Here is a 17,340-nt window from a genome sequence, read left to right as displayed (position 1 = left end):
TGGTGGGCGCGGTGGCGGGGAGGCCGGGCCTCAGAGCGCGGTGCCGAGCACCACGCCGCCCGCGCACACCACGCCGACGATCAGCAGCGCGACGGCGTCGTCGCGGCCGGGCTTGCTCGGGTGCGCGGTGAGCATGCCGGTGCCGCCGCGCGCGGTGATGGCCTCGCCGAGTTCGCCCGCCCGGCGCGAGGCCACCGCCATGCAGGCGGTGAGGATGTCGATGAGCGGGTTCTGGTCGGCGGCGCGGTGCAGGAGGTTGTCCTTGGGGCGCAGCTTGCGGGCCGCGCGCAGCACCCGGATCTCGTCGAGCAGCAGCGGCAGGCCGCGCAGGGTGAGCGCGACGACCACGGCCCACTCGTCCACGGGCAGGCCCAGTTTGCGCAGGGGCGCACCGAGTTTCGCCAGCGCGGGCGCCACCTCACCCATCGGCGTGGTGTACGCGATCAGGAACGACGCGGCCACCAGCACCATGCCGAACACGAACACCTGGGCGTAGCCGAGCAGCGCCTTGGTGCCGATCGGCGCGTTGATCAGCGCGCCCACCGCGACCAGCCCCCAGAACCACCACGGCAGCCGCGGCACCGTGCGGATCGGCAGCCGGGCCGCGAGCCAGATCACCACCAGGAAGGCGATCACCAGGCCGAGCACCGGCCACATCGGCAGGAACATCAGCAGCAGACTGATGCCGAACGCGGCGATCATCTTGGTACCGGCCCAGAGCCGGTGCACCACACTGTCGACCGGAACCTCGCGTAGCAGAACGGTGCTCATCGGATCCCCGGTTCCTTGTGTGGTGGATTGTCCAGGCGCCAGATCGGTCCGCGCCCGGCCGCGGTGGCGACCGGCTGGCGGGCGGTCTCCACGATCACGCCCGTGTCCAGGTGCACCGTGCGGTCGCACACCGCGGCCATATCGGCCACGTCGTGCGAGATGACGATCAGCGTCAGCCCCGAATCCCGCAGCCGGGCAAGCAGTTCCACGATCTCGGCGCGGCCCTGCGGGTCCAGGCCCGCGAGCGGTTCGTCCAGCACCACCACCTGCGGGCGGCTGGCCACCATCGCGGCCAGCACCACGCGTTTGGCCTGGCCGCCGCTGAGTTCCTCGATCGAGCGGGCCGCCAGCGTGCGGTCGAGGCCGACCGCGTCCAGCGCCTGCCCGACCGCGCCGGACCCGGTGGCCCGGCCGCCCCAGTCGGCGATCTCGGCACCGACGGTCTGCTTCTGCAATTGCAGGCGGGAGTGCTGGAAGGCCAGCGCGATATCGCCGATCTTCCTGGCGACCGGGGCGCCGCGCAGGGTGGCGCGGCCCTCGCTCGGGTCGACCAGCCCGGCCATGATCCAGGCCAGTGTCGACTTGCCCGAGCCGTTGCCGCCGACGATCAGCAGCGCTTCGCCCTGGCGCACCGACAGGTCGACGCCGTGCAGCGCGGGCGCCTCCCACGGCGTGCCGCGGTGGTAGGTGTGGCGCACGCCGGACAGTTCCAGGATCGGCGCGCCCATCGGGCGGCGGCGCTGGTCGCGGGCCGGTTGCGGCCAGCTGGCCAGGTGCTCGACCATCCGGCCGTTCGCCAGGTGGATCACCCGGTCGGCGGCGGCGGCATCGGCTTCGTGATGGGTCACCAGGACCACCGCGGTGCCGTGGCGGCGGGGGAGTTCGGCCAGCAGGGCGACCAGGTCGCGGCGGCCATCGGGGTCGATCATCGAGGTCGCCTCGTCGGCGATGAGCAGGGCGGGCCTGCGGGCCAGGGCCGCGGCCACCGCGAGGCGCTGCTGCTGGCCACCGGACAGGGCCGCGGTCTCGCGCGCGCCCATCCCGGCCAGGCCGACCTCGGCCAGCAGGCCGTCCACGTCGACCTCGGCGGCCAGCTCGGCCGACAGGCCCCACACCACGTCGTCGGCGACCGAGACGCCCAGCGTCTGGCTCTCCGGGCGTTGCAGCACCAGCGCGGTACCACCGAGCTCGCCCAGCCCGGCCGAGCCGGGACGCACCACGGTGCCGGTCGTCGGCGGCCTGCCCGCCAGCACGCGGGTCAGCGTGGACTTGCCGGACCCGTTGTGGCCGACCACGGCCACGAACTCGGCGGGCCGGATGGTGAGCTCGATCCCTGACAGCGCCTCGGTGCTCGCCCCGTCGTACCGGTAGCCGACCTCGTGCAGGCTGACCGGCAGCGGGGCGATCGGCCGGTCGTCGGCGGGGGCGTCGAGGCGGTCGCTGCCAGGCAGCCAGGCCAGCCGGTCCAGCACCGAACCGAGCACGAACCACGAGATCACCGCGCTGGTGATCACGCCGAGCGCCACCGAACCGCCGATATAGAGCCACCACCAGCGCAGCACCGCGTCGGTGGCCTCGGCGGTCATCCGGCCCAGCGGCTCGAGCTGGGGCTGGCGCGCGGCCAGCTTCTCGATGCCCTCGGCGGTATTGCGGATGGCGTCGAAGAACAGCTGCCTGGTCCGGCTGAACAGCAGCAGGGTGCCCACGGTGAACAGCGACCAGCTGATCCCCGCCACCACCGACCACGCCAGCACGGTGGGCAATCCGCCACCGCGGCGCTTCACGGTGCCGATGATGCCCGCCAGGGTGGCCGCGCCGAGCACCCCCAACGCGGGCATGATCCCCGCGGCCACAAAGGTGACCAGGGTGGCGGCGATGGTCGCGGTGACCAGGGCGCGCAGGCGGTAGCGGTGCGCCAGCAAGCCCAGCGGGACGGCCGCGACCAGCTGGAGCGCGGCGGCCATCGGGACCAGCGAACCGACGGTGATCAGGCCGACGGTGAGACCGGCCATCACCGCGGCGGTGGCCAGTTCGATCGGGCGTAGGGGTCCGCGGAGCTGCGCCGCGGGCGTGTCTGTCACGCGTCCAGTCTGCCAGGAGCGGCTGTGCGAACTGTGAGAGCTGGTGGGGGGTTTCCGGCCCCGAAGTCGTCAGGCCGGGGGTTCGGAAAGCCAGCCGCCCATCGCGACGGTGCGGAAGTGGGTTGTCAGGCCGAAGGATTCGTCGATGACGTGGAGGGCGATGGCGGGGTCGGGGGCGTAGTCCATGACGCGGTGGGGTGGGGTGACCTCCCAGGTGCCGCCGAGGACAGAGGCGGTGCTGGGGCAGGTGATCATGGGTTTGCCCGCGAAGGTGGTGGCGATGGGGGAGTGAGCGTGGCCGGTGAGGGTGCCGACGATGCGGGTGTCACCGGCGACGACGGCGGCCAGGCGGCCGGGGTCGGCCAGGGCGATCACGTCGACGATGGGGCTGAACAGGGGTTTCGGGGGGTGGTGCAGGGCCAGCAGGATGGGGCCGTCGGCGGGTGCGTCGGCGAGGGCGGCGCGCAGCCAGTCGTAGGTGTCCTCGTCGAGGCGGCCGCTGGGTTCGCCGGGAATGCTGGAGTCGAGCATGAGTACGGTGAGCGGGCCGACGCGGTGCGCGCTGTTCACGGGGGTGGTGGTGGCGGGTTCACCGAGGAATTCGGTGCGCAGGGTGGCGCGGTCGTCGTGGTTGCCGGGCAGCACGTGTACGGGGATGTCGGAGCGCAGGGCGAGGCGGGCCTCGGCGTACTGCTCGGGCTTGCCGGAATCGGTGAGGTCGCCGGTCACGAGAATGACGTCGGGCCTGCGCGGCAGCTCCGCCAGGTAGCCCATCACCGCCGCTACCCGTTCGGTATTGCGTGCGCTGAGGTCGAAGTGGGTGTCGCTGAGCTGAGCCGCCAGGATCATCGGCAGTCGCTTTCTTCTCTGGGATCGCTCCGTTGCGTCAGAGTGCGCCGGTATGACTCATCGGCACCCATCCAGGCTAGATGACCTGCGCTTATCCGTCTCCATGAGCCGCACCACCACCCGAAACCCGACCCCCGGTCTGTGTCGGCCCTCACTGTCCGGAAATCTGTGCGCGCCTTCGTCCCTGAGTCGTCTGCGGGCTGTGCGGAGCAGGTAAGGCATCTTGATGCCTGAACTTGACGGCACTATGATGTCATCATGCGAACCACATTGACTCTGGATGCGGATGTCGCACGGCTGGTCGAGGACGCGGTGCATCGTGCCCGGTCATCGATGAAGCAGGTCATCAACGATGCGCTACGTCGAGCGCTGAGTCAGCCACGCGCGCAGGGCGAGGCGTTTCAGCAGCAGGTGCATGTGGCCACCCTCGCGCCCGGGCTGGACTTGGCCGGATTCAACCGGCTGGCCGACGAGCTCGAGGACCAGGCCATTGTCGATTCGATGCGCGAGCGTGGCGCGTCGTGATCGTTCCCGACGTCAACCTCCTGCTCTACGCCACGATCTCGGTGTATCCACAGCATGAGGCAGCCAAGTCGTGGTGGGAGGACGCGATCAACTCCGGCGAGGAGATCGGGCTCGCCGCACCGGCCGTCTTCGGGTTCATCCGGATCGCGACGAATCCACGGGTGATGTCGCCACCGATGTCCATCGATACCGCGCTGGACTTCGTCTCCGACTGGTTGCGTCAGCCCAACGTCAGCCATGTGGTTCCCGGGCCGCGCCATCTGGAAATCGCCTTCGAGCTGCTGCGTAAAGAAGGGACGGGCGCCAACCTGACAACAGACGCCCAACTCGCTGCTCTCGCGATCGAATACGACGCGGAGATGGTCTCCAACGATTCCGACTTCGCCAGGTTCGGACAACTCCGCTGGCGAAACCCGCTCCAGCCGACCGGTCGGTGAGGGGCCCCGCACGGCCGAAGAAGTTGTGGCCGGTGCTGTTGCTGCTGCTGGTCAGCCTGATGGTGCCGACCATGTACTCCGACGTGGAAACCCGGCTGACGGCCGAATCCGCCTGATACCAACGGCGAGCTAGCCGCGTGAACCGTCGACCGCCTGGGCGGCGGTGTGGAGGAGTTCGGTCCCGGCTCCGGCGCCGAAGGGCGTCCAGAAGTCGGGGCCGGGGGTGGCCTCGAGGGCGAGGATCGGGGGTGTCAGCCAGTCGGCGTCGAGGGTCAGGCGCCAGGAGTGCAGGTGGGTGCGGGGGTGGGTGGCGGTGCGGTCGAAGAGGGGGTCGCCGAGGATGGGGTGGCCGATCCAGGCCAGCTGGACGCGGATCTGGTGGCGGCGGCCGGTGATCGGTTCGACGGCGAGCAGCGCGTGGTCGCCGTGCCGGGCGACGGTGACGAAACGGGTCCGTGAGGGGTAGTTCTTGGCGGGCAGCAGGTCGGCCTCGTCGACGAACCAGCGATCACCCGCGCGCTGGATGGCCTCGCGCTGCGCCGCGATCCGCACCCGGTTCTTGCGCCCCACGCTCAACGGCAGATCGATCTCACCGCGCTCGGGCAGCTCCGCCCCCGACACGATCGCCAGATACCGCTTGCGCGCCGTCTGCTTGTTGAACTGCTTGGTCAGCTGCCCGTGCGCGGCCAGGTCGGTGGCCAGCAGCACCAGCCCGGAGGTCACCTTGTCGATCCGGTGCACCGGATACAGCCGCGTCCCGGCGGCCTGGGCCAACTCGACCAGATCGGTGTCGTGCCGCTCCCCGGTCACCGAGATCCCGGCCGGTTTGTTCAGCGCGAGCACCGCGTCGTCGGCGAACACCGTGTACCGGTCCCGCACGCCCTCCCAGTCCATCTCCACCCGCATACCCTAGGCAACGGTGTCGTCTCGCCGCACGTCGGTGCTCAGGCCGGGCGCAGGCGGTGCGGGCGCAGGCGGTTGAAGCCGCGGACGCGGACGCTGCGCAGGTGGCGGATGGCGAATTCGGGGTTGCCGTCGAGGGCCGCGGCGGCGGCGTCGTCGATGAGGATATTGCCGGGGCGGGCCACGCCGGTGAGGCGGGCGGCGATATTGACGACCGAGCCGTAGAGGTCGCCGAAGCGCTGGAGGACCTCGCCGTAGGCCAGGGCCACCCGCAGCTCGGGGGTGCCGCCGACCAGCATGGTGGACTCCTGGATGGACAGCGCGATGCGGGCCGCGTCCTCGGCGGTCTCGGCGGCGAACATCACCTCGTCGCCCACGTTCTTGATCACCCAGCCGCCGTTGTCGGTGATGGCCGAGGTGGTGGTGGACTCGAAAGCCTCCAGCAGCGTGGACAATTCGTCCGGGTGCAGGTGCCTGGTCAGGCGGGTGAAGCCGACCATATCGGCGAAGCCGACGGCCAGGGTGCGCAGCGAGCCCTCGGCGCCGGTGGTGTCGTCCATGACCCGCGCGGCCGCGGCGGCCAGATGCCTGCGCCACACATACGACTGGAGCTGCTCGATGCTCGCCATGGTCGATTCGGTGGCTGCCCTGACCCGTTCGTCGAGCGGCAGCGCCGGATCGGCGTCGGCGACGCGCGCCTTGATCTCGGCGACCACCAGGTCGGCCTGCCATTCGGCCAGCCGCGCCATGCCCTGTCCGATGGTGCGGGCGGCGGCGGCCTGCTGCCGCAGGCCGGAGGCTGCCACCACCTTCATGCTGCGGAAATTGGTGACGGCGGTGATGTCGAGCTGGGTGTAGTCGACCTGGTCGTCATCGGTGGCGGGGAACCCCAGCGCGGTCCACAGCCGCCGCGATTCGGCCTCCGGCACCCCGGACTGCTCGCCCACCTGGGTGCGCGTGTAGACCCGGGGCCCACCGAGCAGCGCCTCGTCCACCTCGCGCTGCACCAATTCGGTCATTTCGCCGTCCGACATACGCAAACTCTACGACGCCCGCCCGACACCCCGGCGATTCCGCGCACCGACCCTGGACACTTCACAGCCACCGGAGCTGGTTCCTTACCCGAAAGTGCGCAACTACCGGGCAAAGTGCGTACTTGTGGGGCCGCGCGGGTCGCGCCGAGACTCGTCAGCAGCGGAGATCGCCGGATCTCCCGGACGATCGGAGTCGGGATGAACAAGTCGGTGACCGTGCTCGGAACCGGGTCGATGGGCAGTGCCTTGGCCACCGCCCTGCTCGCGGCCGGGTACCGCACCCACGTCTGGAACCGGACCGCGTCGCGCACCGCGCCCCTGGTGGCCGCGGGCGCGATCGCGCACACCGCGAGCGCCGAGGCCGTCGCCGCGAGCGCGCTGACCATCGCGGTTCCGGTCGGTTTCGACGCGATCCGCGAGAGCCTGCCCGCCGATGCGCTCGCCGGTCGTGACCTCGTCACCCTGAACAGCGGAACACCGGCCCAGGCACGGGAATTCGCCCGTTGGGCGCACTGCGGCGGCGCCCGTTATCTCGGTGGCGCGATCAAGAATGTCCCGGCGGCGGTGGGCGATCCGGACACGCTGCTGTATTTCGGCGGTGACCGGCAGGTCTTCGACGACCACGCCGACACCCTGCGCGTCCTCGGCGGCGACCTCGAATTCCTCGGCCCCGCACCGGATCTGGCCGCCCTCTACGAGTCGGCCGTCGGCGCCACCCTGCTCCCGGCCCTGTTCGGCTTCCTCGAAGGCGCGGCGATGCTGGCCGCGCGGGGGCTGCCCGCGCACACCATGGTCGGGCACTCGGTGAAGTGGCTGCGGATGATCGAGTCGATCCTGCCGGTGCTGGCCGAGGAGATCGACAGCGCCGACTACACCCGGCTCGGCTCGTCGATCGCGCTGTTCCACACCGCGCTCGACGACGACGCCCAGCTCGCCGCCGAAACCGGGGTCGACCTGTCCTGGCACGCCCCGATGCACGACCTGCTGCGACGCGCGGTCGCGGCAGGCCGTGGCGATCAAAGCGTCACCGCGCTGTTCGAGCTGATCCGGGCCTAACGCAGCACGCTGTAGGTGGCCGCCAGCACGAAGCCGTGCTCACCCACCTCGCAGCTGACCGTGCCCTGATACCCGACACCGCAGGTGGTGTTCTCGAGCGTGATCCGATGGCCCTCCGGCAGCACTCGCGCGTCCGGGTGGGTGAAGCCGGGTTCTTCCGCGGTGACGAAGTGCGCGGGCTCGACGATCCCCACACGCAGCTGATTGCTGCCCTCCGGCGCGTCGATCGGCACCGCGTCGCAACCCGCGGGGCCGTTGTTCCAGTAGATGGCGCAGTGGCGGCCGTCGGGGGTGGTGAAGAAGACCGAGCCAGCGTGTTCGGGGCCGGGCACCTGGAAGTCGACGGGGTCCAGCGGGGTGTAGTCGTCGAGTTCCGATTGGGCGGTGGCGGGACCGGCGGCGATCAGCGCCAACGCGAGCCCGGACAGTGCGGCGAGCATGGATCGATACGACATACGACGTCCTCCCTCTCGTGTTTCTGATATTTCGCCTTGCTCACGAACTCTGTTAACGCCTGCCTGGATATCACCCGCAACGTGTGACGCGCCAGGGGTTCCCCGCTCCTAGCGTGAGCCGCATGGGCTCTGTCATCGGTGATCTGCTTCCGCTGGCGGTGGGTGTGGCGATCTCGCCGATCCCGATCGTCGCTGCCATTCTCATGATCCTGTCCAAGAACGCGGGCGGTGCGGCGAAGGGATTCGCGGCCGGGTGGGTCGGCGGGATCCTGGCCGTCACCGTGGTGGTGACGCTGCTCGCGGGCGTGCTGGGCGATTCCAGCGCCAAGGAACCCTCCGCCGCGGCCGCCTGGATCAAGATCGTGCTGGGCGTGCTGCTGCTCGCGCTGGCCGCCAAACAGTGGGCCGCCCGCGCCGACATCGCGGTCCCCGGCTGGATGCAGGCGATCGACACCTTCACCGTGGTCAAGGCCGCGGGCCTGGGCGCGGTGCTCTCGGCGGTGAACCCGAAGAACCTGCTGCTGTGCGTGTCGGCGGGTGTGGCCATCGGCGCGGGCGGGCTGAGCGCGGGCGGCGACCTCATCGCGATCGTGGTGTTCACCCTGCTGGCCTCGTCCAGCGTGCTCGCCGTGGTGATCGGTTACGCGCTCGCCGCCGACAAGCTCGGCCCCACCCTCGACCGCGCCCGGCAGTGGTTGCAGGCCAACAACCACGCGGTGATGGCGATCGTGCTGCTGGTGATGGGCGCGGTGGTGGTCGGCAAGGGCATCGGCGGGCTCTGAGGGGGTTGGGGTGAAGTCGTGGCCGGTGTTCGAGTCGCTGCGCGGGTATCAGCGCGGCTGGATCAGACCCGATGTGATCGCCGGGCTCACGGTCTGGGCGGTGCTGGTGCCCGAGGCGCTGGCCTACGCCTCCATCGCCGGGGTGCCGCCGGTCGTCGGTCTCTACGCGGCGGTGCCCGCGCTGGTCCTTTACGCCGTGGCGGGCAGTTCACGGCACCTGGTGGTGGGGCCGATGTCGGCGACGGCGGCGCTCTCGGCCGCGATCATCACCCCGCTGGCCGGTGCCGACGGTGGACGCTACCTCGCGCTGTCCACGGCACTGGCCGTGGCCACCGGCATCGCGGGCCTGCTGGCCGGGCTGATCCGGCTCGGTTTCATCGCCGCGTTCATCTCCGAACCGGTGCTCAAGGGTTTCATCGTCGGCCTGGCGCTGACGATCATCATCGGCCAGGTCCCCAAGCTGTTCGGCGTGCCCAAGCACGAGGGAAACTTCTTCGAACAGACCTGGGGACTGCTGGGGAATCTCGGTGACACCCAGTGGCGCACACTGCTGATTGGCCTGCTCAGCCTGGCGATCGTGCTCGGCGTGAAGCGCTGGCTGCCGCTGGTGCCCGGTTCGCTGCTGGCCGTGGTGTTCGGCATCGTCGCGGTGCGGCTGTTCGGGCTCGACGACAAGGGCGTCGACATCGTCGGCCACATCGACGCGGGCCTGCCCACGGTCGGCCTGCCCGGCGGTGTCGGCTTCGACGACTACATCGACCTGCTCGGACCGGCCGTCGGCGTGCTGCTGATCGGGTTCGCCGAGGGGCTCGGCGCGGCGAAAACCTATGCGGCCAAGGCGGGATACTCCATCGACGCCAACCGCGAGCTGCTCGGGCTGGGTGCGGCGAACCTGGGGTCCGGGCTCGGGTCGGGCATGGTGGTGAACGGCAGCCTGTCCAAGACCGCGGTCAATGGTGGTGCCGGGGCGAAGACGCAGGTCAGCGGGCTCGTCGTCGCCGCGCTCACGGTGCTGACGTTGCTGTTCCTGACCGGCCTGTTCGAGAAGCTACCCGAGGCCACGCTGGCGGCGGTGGTGATCGCCGCGGTGATCGAACTCGTCGATATCGCCGCCCTGCGCCGCCTCTACCGGGTCTGGACCCACCTGCTCGGCAGCATCTACGGCCACGCCGCCCGCGCCGACTTCCTGGCCGCCCTCGCCGCCATGCTCGGCGTGCTGCTGTTCGACACCCTGCCCGGCCTGCTGATCGGCGTCGGCGTCTCGGTGCTGCTGCTGGTCTATCGGGCCTCCCAGCCGCACATCGCGGCACTGGCGAAATCGGGTGGGCTGTGGGTCGATACGGCCCGCCACCCCGACCTCACCCCCCGCCCCGACCTGCTCGTCGTCCGGGTGGAATCGGGCCTGTTCTTCGCCAACGCCGACTACGTCAAGGAGCGCATCCAGCACCTGTGCACCGACTGCACCCGCCTGGTTGTCCTCGACGCCGAAACCTCCCCTGGCCTCGACGTGAGCGCCGCGGAAATGCTGCTCGACCTGCGCAACACCCTGGCCCACCGCCGCATCGACTTCCGCATCGCCCGCTCGGTCGCCCAGTTCGGCGACACCCTCGGCTCCGCCGAAGCGGGCGACACCCCCATCGGCATTTACCCCACCGTCGCCGCGGCCGCCACCGACCTCCCCGAACACCCGCCGACCCCCCGCCAGAAGTGAGCGTCATCCGTCTCAGGGGCTCGGTCGTCGGTGGGGTTCGTTCGTTTCGGTTCGGGGGGAGGTCGGGGTGGGTAGGGTCGGGGGTTCGGAGTGGAAGGTGGGCGTGGTGGGAGTCAATCAGCGGGCGGCGGTGCAGATGAGCGCCGACGAGATCGCGCGGTTTCTGGACCGGAGCCGGGTGCTCACGCTGGCCACGCTCGACCGGGCGGGTAAACCGCACTTGACGGCGATGTGGTTCGGGCACATCGACGGGGTGATCTACTTCGAGACCAAGGCCAAGTCGCAGAAGGCGGTGAACCTGCGCCGCGACCCCACCATCACCTGTATGGCCGAGGCGGGCGACACCTACGACCAGCTGCGTGGTGTCGCGATCGAGGGCACCGCGCGCCTGCTCGAGGACACCGCCGACCCGGAGTACTGGAAGGCGGCCGTCGACATCTACGAGCGCTATGTCGGCCCGTACAGCCCCGAGGCGCACCCGCTCGTCGAGGCCATGATGAACAAGCGCATCGTGGTGCGCGTCGAGCCCGCCCGGGTCCGCTCCTGGGATCACCGCAAGCTCGGCCTGCCCGCCATGCCGCTGTCGGGCAGCACGGCCGAGCCCGCCGCGGACTGAAGCACCGCGGCCAGCGCCGCGGCACCGTCGACCAGGGCCAGCGAGCGCGCGGTCAGCGCGTCTTCCCTGGCCGCCAGCGCGGCCCGCAGATCCCCGGATCCCCCAGCCCGCACCAGCTCCGGCAGCACCGCGCGCAGCTGCGGAATGCGATACCCGGCCTGCCGCAACTGATGCACGATCCGCGCGTCCCGCACCTGCGTGGGGGAGTAGCGCCGGGCGGTACCGGCCCGATCCGGCACCACCAGACCGCTCACCTCCCAATGCCGTAACGCCGACGCCCGGATGCCGAGCGCACCGGCGAGTTCGGCGATGGTCAGCGCGTCCGAACCCCGCACCTCGGCGATCGGCTCGCCCGACATCGCCGCCGCGGCCCGCACCGCGAGCCCGAGATCGACCCGCTCGGTGTGCAGCCGCGCGTGTACCTCGTCGAGCGCCGCCAGGGCTTCTCTGGTGCGCCCCGCCTGCACCGCGCGCAGGATCGCCCTGGCCTCGACCGGCCCCGCCCCCGCCGCCAGCGCCCGATAGGCCAGCGCCGAACTCAGATGGACCCGCCGATACACCCGATGCCCCCCGGCCGTCCGCTCGGCGGGCGGCAGCACCCCCGCCCGCTCCAGATTCCGCACCTGCTGCACCGAGTACCCCGCGCCCCGCGCGACATCGGCGGTGCGCCCGACCACCGAGTTGAGGTTATCCACCGAAACCCCCAGGACATCGTCGGAAAAGTCCACACAAGCACATGAATGAGACGCTCGAACCATGACGATAACCGACATCATCGACTACATCCGCGGCCTAGGCGGCGTGCTCGTCCTCAGCCCCACCGAGGGCAGCGGCCACCCGGAACTCAGCTTGGGCGACCACTTCTTCTACTACGCCCCCGACGGCGAGGTCCCCACCCGCACCCAGCCCTTCGCCACCATCGTCACCAAGGACTACCCCGGTGACGACCGCTCCCACCTCGACCGTCCCGGCGCCTTCCGCGTCAATATCGCCGCGGGCAAACAGGCATTCCTCGACCACGCCCGGCCCGATACCGACCCGAGCGTCCCCGACACCGTCCACGCCCACCCGGTCTACGGCGCGGCCTCCTGGCTGGCCGTGGTCGACCCGGCCGAGCGCACCGAAGCCACGGTCCGCGCGCTCCTGCGCACGGCCCACGAACGCGCGCGGGCACGCGTCGAACGCCACGCCGGGTGAGCGCCCGCCGCTATCGATTCCGGCGTTTCCCGGACGAACCGCGCCTCGATCTGCGAAGCTCGACAACCCGCTCGGCGGGGTGTTGATGCAGGCAGGGGACAGGAATCGGTGCCAGCATGGAGAACATGGTGGACGGCGAGGTCGTGGTCGGCGGCCCGGTGATCTCGACGGCGGCGGTGACGCCGCGCGAGTCCTTCGACATGTGGTCCTCGATCATGAGCGAATCGGTCCTGCCGTGTTCGATGGAGCCGCTCGGCGAGGGGCCGCACTACGGCTCGCTGACACCGCAGGTGATGGCGGAGGCCATCTCGATCGCCGTCGCGTCCAACTCCGCCGAACTGGCCCGGCGCACCCCGCGCCACATCGCCCGGGTGCCCGCGCCGTATGTGCTCGCCGGGCTCACCCTCGCGGGCGTGTCCGAGGTGACCACCGGCGAGCACCGGCAACGCGTGCCGATCGGGTCGATGTTCCTCATCGACGGCGAGCGGCCGCAGGAGGCCAGGACCTCGGCCTACACCGCGCTGCTGATCCGGGTGCGCAAGGACGCGCTCATGCGGGCATCGGGCCTGCGTGAGGACAGTTTTCCGGCCTTCACCCTGGTCGAGCCGGTCGCCCACGGCGCGCTGGTCACCGACTTCTTCCGCAGGCTGATCACCCTGCCGGGGGAGACGATCGGCGCCGTCCCGGTGCTCAACGCGGGCATCGAACTGCTCGGCGCGGCGCTGGCGCTGGGTGGCGGCGTCGCGGCGAGCCCGGCGAGCGAGACCCTCGAACGCGAGCATCTGCTGCGCTACCTGCGCGACAACCTCGCCGACCCCCGCCTGACCGTCGACCGCATCGCCGACGCCTGCGGCATGTCCCGGCGCACCCTGTTCCGCCTGCTCGGCGACGAATCCGGCGGGCCGATGGCCCTGCTGCGCACCTTGCGCATCGATCGCGCGCGCCAGTTGCTGGCCGCCGCGCCGGACCGCACGGTGGCCTCCATCGCGCACGCCTGCGGGTTCACCGGTGACCGCAATTTCTATCGGGTCTTCCGCGGCGAGACCGGAATGACGCCCGCGGAGTACCGCGAGATCGTGCTGTCGATCGGCCGGAGTGGCACGGACGGTCGCTAGAAAGTAGCTGTTGTCGGTCCCGGCGTCAGTCGGATCACGGTGCGGCGTGGGACAGCCCAGCGACGGGTACCTTTCAGTTACCAGTTCAACAGGGTGTCCGCGTGGTAACCGAAAGGGGTAGCCATGTCCGTCGAGCATCGTTTGCTGGGTGCCGGAGTCAGACCCGTGCGACGGGCCCGCTCGGCGGGCGTCTCGCTCGGCCCGGTCGAACTGATCACCGGCGGCATGCTGCTGAGCGCCGTCGGGCTGGCGATGATCGGCCCGCTGGCCGCCGCCGTCCTCATCCGCTACAACGGCGCGGGCCGCACCGACGCCGCCGCGACCACGCCGGTGATCCTGCTGGCGATCGCCGTCGTCGCGGCCCTGTCGGTGGGCGTGGCGATGTTCGTCGCCGCCTACCGCCGCACCCACTCCCGCTGACGGCTCAGGCCGCGGCCAGCAGCGCGATCCCGCCGACGAGCAGGGCGAGCGTCTTCACCACTTCCAGCCCGATGTAGACGTAGTGGCCGCCCGAGCGGGGCGCGTCCAGCCCGGCCAGCACGGCGTCGCTGCGCCGGGTCAGCCCGGGCCGCACCGCGATCAGCTGCACCGCCAGCGCGAGCACCGCCGTCACCAGGGCGGCGAGCGCGGTCGCGCCGGGCGGGTCGAGCATCAGCGTCACGAGCACCGCCGCGGCCCACAGGATCTCGAACCCGTTGAGCGCGCGGAACACCAGCCGCCCGATCCCCAACCCGATCGCCAGCGTCACCTCCGGCGCGCGGAACTTCAGCGGAGCCTCGAGGAACGAGATGGCCAGCACCATGCCCAGCCAGACGAACACGACGGCGACGGCGACAGCCGATGCGGTACCCATGCCTCGATTCTGACCGACGACGCCGCCGCGTGGGGTCAGTCGAACTGGGCGGCCAGCCAGTCGATGGTCTGCATGCCGAACAGATCGGTGCCCCAGCCGTAGAGGTCGGTGAGCATGGTGAGCATGCCGCAGTCGGTGGGCTGGTAGGTCACGTCGGTGCCCTGCGCGCGGTAGGCGTCGGCCAGGTTACGCGCGTCCTGGGCGGGCACCAGCGACATGAACGAGTCGTCGGCCGCGCACGAGGCGATGAGGACCTTCGTGCCGGGCGCGCCGGAGCGGCCGAGCAGATTGTCGTCGAAGGCGCGCTGGAAATCGGGCTCGTCGGCGGGGCTGCGGCCGGTCGCGAACAGCGCGTGCAGCGGGACGAACGGCATCGTGAAATAGGCGTCCTGGCAGCGCGTGCGGTAGAAATCGGCGACCGCGCGCCCGATCGGATTCAGCTTCTCGTCGACCCGCATCTCCGGATACCGCGGCTCGAGCCCGAGCAGCGTCGCGAACCCGAACCCCGAGCCCACCGACCCGTCGGCCACCCGCAGGAAATTGCGCTGATCGACGACCATCCCCTCCAGCACCGTCGACTTCACATTCAGCTCCGGCGCGTAGGTGGGCTGCAATTCGGCCGAGAACGCCGCCCCCACCCCGCCGCCCGCGATCCCGAACAGCGCCATCTGCGCCGCCGGATCCAGCCCGGCCTCGCCGAAGTTCAGTGCCGCGCGGGCCCCGTCGAGCTGGGTGTGCGCGGCGTACTTGCCCGCGAACACCCCGTGCGGCGCGCGGTCGGCGTCATTGCCGACATCGGAGATCATCACCGCGTAGCCCTTGCCGAACATCAGCGCCAGCGGACCCAGCGCCGACCAGGACGACCCGTCGAACGGGGCGCCGCCGGTCCACTGCGTGCTCGGATGACACGACCAGCCGACGCTGTCGTTGGCCTCCTGATACGAGATCAGCTTCTTGTCCGCCACCGGCTGCCCGTCGCGCGGGATCATCAGGATCCCGGTGCTGATCTCCGGGGTCACCCCGTCCAGCCCGGTGGTGACATACATGAGCTTGTAGGCGTCCAGATTCGCCGGTTTCAGGCCGCTGAACAGCACGTCGACCTTCTTCGACTTCAGCAGCGTGCCCGGCCGCTCGGTGCCGGTCAGCGGCGGTTCGGCGTAGAACGGGTCGTTCGCGAGCAGACCGTGGAAGATCTCTTCCGGCGAACCGGGCGTGGCGCCCTGCAGGGAACCGACGACATACCCGTTGAAGATCTCGCCCAGGCCCGGCGTGCGCGGCGGCACCGGTTGCGCCGCCGCGATTCCCGCACCACCCAGCACCAGCGTGGCGGCCAATGCCGCGATCGAATACTTCATCAATTCACCGCCGTTTCCCGCTCGACCGGCGTGATCCGCAAGCCGCGAATCGCCGAGTCCAGCAATTGCGGAATGGTCAGCAGCGGCCGGTGCGATTCCATCTGGACCTCGTAGGGGGTGCGCATGGTCGCTTCCAGCGCGGGCCAGTTGTGCTCGACCTGGTCCTTGTATTTGGGGAGCAGTTCGGTGGTGATGTAGTCCCAGCGCGGATCCAGTTCCGACCAGTTCCAGTCGGGCAGGGGCAAGGTCAGCAGCGCGGGTTTCCCGTCGGCCATGGTGAACGGAATCCGCACCGGCCGGAATTCCCGCGGCGGCCGCACGCCCGCCACCGACGGCGAGCCCGCCGCCCCGCTGGCATAGGTGATCGCCTCGCCGACCGCGCCCTTGTAGGCCCGCGCCTGATTCCACTGCTCGCCGATGACCCAGTCCTGCTCGCGCCGCAGCAGCAGGCCGTTGCCGCGCGCGACGCGGTCGTCGTCACCGGAGGCGATATCGCGCCAGGCGTTCATGATGTCCTCGCCGAACAGCCCCGCCGCCTGGAATTCGGCGAGCGCGCCGAGCCCCTCGGTGACATACGCGTCGTGCATGGGCATCAGATCCGAGAAGATGTTCTTCTGCATCACCAGGATCGCGCCGATCAGATACCGCAGGTCCGCGGGCGTGATCTGCGATCCGGCCTCGGCCAGCGCGAACAGCCCGCGCGGCAGCAGGGCCAGTGCCTGGGGGCCCGCCACCTGCCGCACCGCCCCGATCACCGCCCGCGCCGACTCGGCGATGCCCGGCGTGCTGTAGATATCGGTCATCAGCTCGAAATCCTCGAGCCCGCCTCCGAAATCGGCGCCGACCTGCCCGCCCATTCCCGCCCACTGCAACTCGCGGTGTGCCAATTGCAGGTCTTCGTAATACCGATACGAATTGATCAGATTCTGCCGATTGGCCCGCACCCCCGCCCGCGGATCCCAGCTTCGCAGGTCGATCCCCGCTTTCCCGGTGACATCGACCAGCCAGTACTGATACAGCAACGCCGCATAACGCGGCGGCGCCACCCCACGCGCCCTGGCCGCGTCCAGCAACTCCCGCAACCGCGCCCCGTCATAGGGCAATTCCGGATTCACCCCACCCGGTCCCTGCGCCGCGTCCCGGTTGACCAGCGGCAAATCCAGATAACGCGCCAATTCGTCCTCGGCGCCCACCGGCGCCGCCACCAGCCCCAGCCCGGCGACAGTAGCGAGAGAAAGCGCGGCCACCCGCAGAAATCTGCCGATCCGCATCAGTGTTCCAGCCTTCCGAAAGACGACCGTCTGACCGAGCACGACACACTCCGGCTACGCAAACACACGTTCTCCCCCGAGAGCAAGGTGACCCGCCGCGTCACCCCCGACCATTGCCGCCCGCCCCCGCACGGCGGACACTGGAAGAATGGTTGACAGAGAGCAACGCACACCCTTCTACGGCGTGGTGCTGATTCTCGCGGCACTCGGCGCGTCGATGGCGGTCAGCTTCTACGGCCCCACCTGGATCCGCGTCACCGTCTACATTCTCACGGTGATGCTCGTCCTCGTCGGCGGCGTCATGACCTTCCGCGACTACTCCCACTGAC

At 70.3% G+C, this 17,340-nt stretch carries 20 protein-coding genes; 10 read left to right on the top strand and 10 right to left on the bottom strand.

Annotated elements, in window-relative coordinates:
* Positions 1-30: 30 nt before the first annotated feature.
* The 3 genes from WA675_RS23345 to WA675_RS23335 all read right to left on the bottom strand — a co-directional run bounded on the left by WA675_RS23345 (position 31) and on the right by WA675_RS23335 (position 3,701).
* The gene (locus tag WA675_RS23345) at positions 31-771 is read right to left on the bottom strand and encodes a CbiQ family ECF transporter T component (protein WP_336087100.1); all 741 of its coding nucleotides are present in this window, start codon (positions 769-771) and stop codon (positions 31-33) included.
* Positions 768-2,852, bottom strand: coding sequence for an ABC transporter ATP-binding protein (locus tag WA675_RS23340; protein WP_336087098.1), 2,085 nt, complete (start codon positions 2,850-2,852; stop codon positions 768-770). Before WA675_RS23340 ends, WA675_RS23345 begins: the two co-directional genes overlap by 4 nt.
* Before the next feature lie 69 nt (positions 2,853-2,921).
* On the bottom strand, positions 2,922-3,701 hold the full coding sequence (locus WA675_RS23335) for a metallophosphoesterase (RefSeq protein WP_336087096.1): 780 nt from the start codon (positions 3,699-3,701) through the stop codon (positions 2,922-2,924).
* 258 nt (positions 3,702-3,959) lie between these two features.
* Here WA675_RS23335 and WA675_RS23330 point away from each other — a divergent pair, with 258 nt between their 5' ends.
* Together WA675_RS23330 and WA675_RS23325 are read left to right on the top strand one after the other, a co-directional pair.
* Positions 3,960-4,226 carry an antitoxin gene (locus tag WA675_RS23330; protein WP_336087094.1) on the top strand — a complete coding sequence of 89 codons (267 nt, stop codon included), beginning with the start codon at positions 3,960-3,962 and terminating at the stop codon, positions 4,224-4,226.
* Positions 4,223-4,663, top strand: a complete 441-nt coding sequence (locus WA675_RS23325) for a type II toxin-antitoxin system VapC family toxin (protein ID WP_336087092.1) — start codon at positions 4,223-4,225, stop codon at positions 4,661-4,663. The genes WA675_RS23330 and WA675_RS23325 overlap by 4 nt, the downstream gene beginning before the upstream one ends.
* A 129-nt stretch (positions 4,664-4,792) precedes the next feature.
* Here WA675_RS23325 and WA675_RS23320 read toward each other — a convergent pair whose 3' ends face one another.
* Complete coding sequence (locus WA675_RS23320; protein WP_336087209.1) at positions 4,793-5,557, bottom strand: RluA family pseudouridine synthase; 765 nt, start codon at positions 5,555-5,557, stop codon at positions 4,793-4,795.
* A 50-nt stretch (positions 5,558-5,607) separates the two neighbouring features.
* Positions 5,608-6,600, bottom strand: a complete 993-nt coding sequence (locus WA675_RS23315; RefSeq protein WP_442945703.1) for an adenylate/guanylate cyclase domain-containing protein — start codon at positions 6,598-6,600, stop codon at positions 5,608-5,610.
* Positions 6,601-6,798: 198 nt separating this feature from the next.
* Here WA675_RS23315 and WA675_RS23310 point away from each other — a divergent pair, with 198 nt between their 5' ends.
* Positions 6,799-7,656: an imine reductase family protein gene (locus WA675_RS23310; protein WP_336087088.1), complete on the top strand. Its 858-nt coding sequence runs from the start codon at positions 6,799-6,801 to the stop codon at positions 7,654-7,656.
* Here the strand turns inward: WA675_RS23310 and WA675_RS23305 are convergent.
* Complete coding sequence (locus WA675_RS23305) at positions 7,653-8,111, bottom strand: hypothetical protein (protein ID WP_336087086.1); 459 nt, start codon at positions 8,109-8,111, stop codon at positions 7,653-7,655. The two genes, WA675_RS23310 and WA675_RS23305, sit on opposite strands and share 4 nt — an antisense overlap.
* 122 nt (positions 8,112-8,233) lie before the next feature.
* Between WA675_RS23305 and WA675_RS23300 the strand changes: the two genes are divergently transcribed.
* The 3 genes from WA675_RS23300 to WA675_RS23290 all read left to right on the top strand — a co-directional run bounded on the left by WA675_RS23300 (position 8,234) and on the right by WA675_RS23290 (position 11,220).
* Entirely contained in the window at positions 8,234-8,893 is a 660-nt protein-coding gene (locus WA675_RS23300) for a GAP family protein (protein WP_336087084.1), read from the top strand.
* A gap of 10 nt (positions 8,894-8,903) precedes the next feature.
* A complete protein-coding gene (locus WA675_RS23295) occupies positions 8,904-10,604 on the top strand; it encodes a SulP family inorganic anion transporter (RefSeq protein ID WP_336087082.1) in 1,701 nt (566 codons plus the stop codon).
* 106 nt (positions 10,605-10,710) lie between these two features.
* Positions 10,711-11,220, top strand: a complete 510-nt coding sequence (locus WA675_RS23290) for a pyridoxamine 5'-phosphate oxidase family protein (protein ID WP_336087081.1) — start codon at positions 10,711-10,713, stop codon at positions 11,218-11,220.
* Here the strand turns inward: WA675_RS23290 and WA675_RS23285 are convergent.
* The gene (locus tag WA675_RS23285) at positions 11,154-11,915 is read right to left on the bottom strand and encodes a MerR family transcriptional regulator (protein WP_336087079.1); all 762 of its coding nucleotides are present in this window, start codon (positions 11,913-11,915) and stop codon (positions 11,154-11,156) included. The two genes, WA675_RS23290 and WA675_RS23285, sit on opposite strands and share 67 nt — an antisense overlap.
* Positions 11,916-11,976: 61 nt before the next feature.
* On the opposite strand from WA675_RS23285, the gene WA675_RS23280 reads away from it, so the two are divergent.
* From WA675_RS23280 to WA675_RS23270, 3 genes are all read left to right on the top strand, one after another.
* Positions 11,977-12,417, top strand: a complete 441-nt coding sequence (locus WA675_RS23280) for a DUF6194 family protein (RefSeq protein ID WP_336087077.1) — start codon at positions 11,977-11,979, stop codon at positions 12,415-12,417.
* Between the two features lie 116 nt (positions 12,418-12,533).
* A complete protein-coding gene (locus tag WA675_RS23275) occupies positions 12,534-13,532 on the top strand; it encodes a helix-turn-helix transcriptional regulator (protein ID WP_336087075.1) in 999 nt (332 codons plus the stop codon).
* A gap of 123 nt (positions 13,533-13,655) precedes the next feature.
* The gene (locus WA675_RS23270; protein ID WP_336087073.1) at positions 13,656-13,952 is read left to right on the top strand and encodes a hypothetical protein; all 297 of its coding nucleotides are present in this window, start codon (positions 13,656-13,658) and stop codon (positions 13,950-13,952) included.
* A gap of 4 nt (positions 13,953-13,956) precedes the next feature.
* On the opposite strand, the gene WA675_RS23265 is transcribed toward WA675_RS23270, so the two are convergent.
* The 3 genes from WA675_RS23265 to WA675_RS23255 are packed head-to-tail and all read right to left on the bottom strand — an operon-like array spanning position 13,957 to position 17,011.
* Positions 13,957-14,385, bottom strand: coding sequence for a hypothetical protein (locus WA675_RS23265; protein WP_336087071.1), 429 nt, complete (start codon positions 14,383-14,385; stop codon positions 13,957-13,959).
* A gap of 35 nt (positions 14,386-14,420) precedes the next feature.
* Positions 14,421-15,740: a lipase family protein gene (locus WA675_RS23260; protein ID WP_336087069.1), complete on the bottom strand. Its 1,320-nt coding sequence runs from the start codon at positions 15,738-15,740 to the stop codon at positions 14,421-14,423.
* Complete coding sequence (locus tag WA675_RS23255; RefSeq protein ID WP_336087066.1) at positions 15,740-17,011, bottom strand: hypothetical protein; 1,272 nt, start codon at positions 17,009-17,011, stop codon at positions 15,740-15,742. The genes WA675_RS23260 and WA675_RS23255 overlap by 1 nt, the downstream gene beginning before the upstream one ends.
* Before the next feature lie 148 nt (positions 17,012-17,159).
* On the opposite strand from WA675_RS23255, the gene WA675_RS23250 reads away from it, so the two are divergent.
* Positions 17,160-17,339 (top strand): hypothetical protein, encoded by a 180-nt coding sequence (locus WA675_RS23250; protein ID WP_336087063.1) that lies wholly within the window; start codon positions 17,160-17,162, stop codon positions 17,337-17,339.
* Position 17,340: the final 1 nt, after the last annotated feature.

This window comes from Nocardia sp. SSK8 (assembly GCF_037034205.1).
GTDB lineage: Bacteria > Actinomycetota > Actinomycetes > Mycobacteriales > Mycobacteriaceae > Nocardia.
Note: the sequence above shows the minus strand (reverse complement) of the source record. Positions and strands in the feature narration are given on the sequence as shown.

Coding starts and splice junctions, on each gene's coding strand:
- WA675_RS23345 (WP_336087100.1), bottom strand. CDS start 771: ATGAGCACCGTTCTGCTACGCGAGGTTCCGGTCGACAGTGTGGTGCAC.
- WA675_RS23335 (WP_336087096.1), bottom strand. CDS start 3,701: ATGATCCTGGCGGCTCAGCTCAGCGACACCCACTTCGACCTCAGCGCA.
- WA675_RS23330 (WP_336087094.1), top strand. CDS start 3,960: ATGCGAACCACATTGACTCTGGATGCGGATGTCGCACGGCTGGTCGAG.
- WA675_RS23320 (WP_336087209.1), bottom strand. CDS start 5,557: ATGGACTGGGAGGGCGTGCGGGACCGGTACACGGTGTTCGCCGACGAC.
- WA675_RS23315 (WP_442945703.1), bottom strand. CDS start 6,600: ATGTCGGACGGCGAAATGACCGAATTGGTGCAGCGCGAGGTGGACGAG.
- WA675_RS23310 (WP_336087088.1), top strand. CDS start 6,799: ATGAACAAGTCGGTGACCGTGCTCGGAACCGGGTCGATGGGCAGTGCC.
- WA675_RS23305 (WP_336087086.1), bottom strand. CDS start 8,111: ATGTCGTATCGATCCATGCTCGCCGCACTGTCCGGGCTCGCGTTGGCG.
- WA675_RS23300 (WP_336087084.1), top strand. CDS start 8,234: ATGGGCTCTGTCATCGGTGATCTGCTTCCGCTGGCGGTGGGTGTGGCG.
- WA675_RS23280 (WP_336087077.1), top strand. CDS start 11,977: ATGACGATAACCGACATCATCGACTACATCCGCGGCCTAGGCGGCGTG.
- WA675_RS23275 (WP_336087075.1), top strand. CDS start 12,534: ATGGAGAACATGGTGGACGGCGAGGTCGTGGTCGGCGGCCCGGTGATC.
- WA675_RS23270 (WP_336087073.1), top strand. CDS start 13,656: ATGTCCGTCGAGCATCGTTTGCTGGGTGCCGGAGTCAGACCCGTGCGA.
- WA675_RS23265 (WP_336087071.1), bottom strand. CDS start 14,385: ATGGGTACCGCATCGGCTGTCGCCGTCGCCGTCGTGTTCGTCTGGCTG.
- WA675_RS23260 (WP_336087069.1), bottom strand. CDS start 15,740: ATGAAGTATTCGATCGCGGCATTGGCCGCCACGCTGGTGCTGGGTGGT.
- WA675_RS23255 (WP_336087066.1), bottom strand. CDS start 17,011: ATGCGGATCGGCAGATTTCTGCGGGTGGCCGCGCTTTCTCTCGCTACT.
- WA675_RS23250 (WP_336087063.1), top strand. CDS start 17,160: ATGGTTGACAGAGAGCAACGCACACCCTTCTACGGCGTGGTGCTGATT.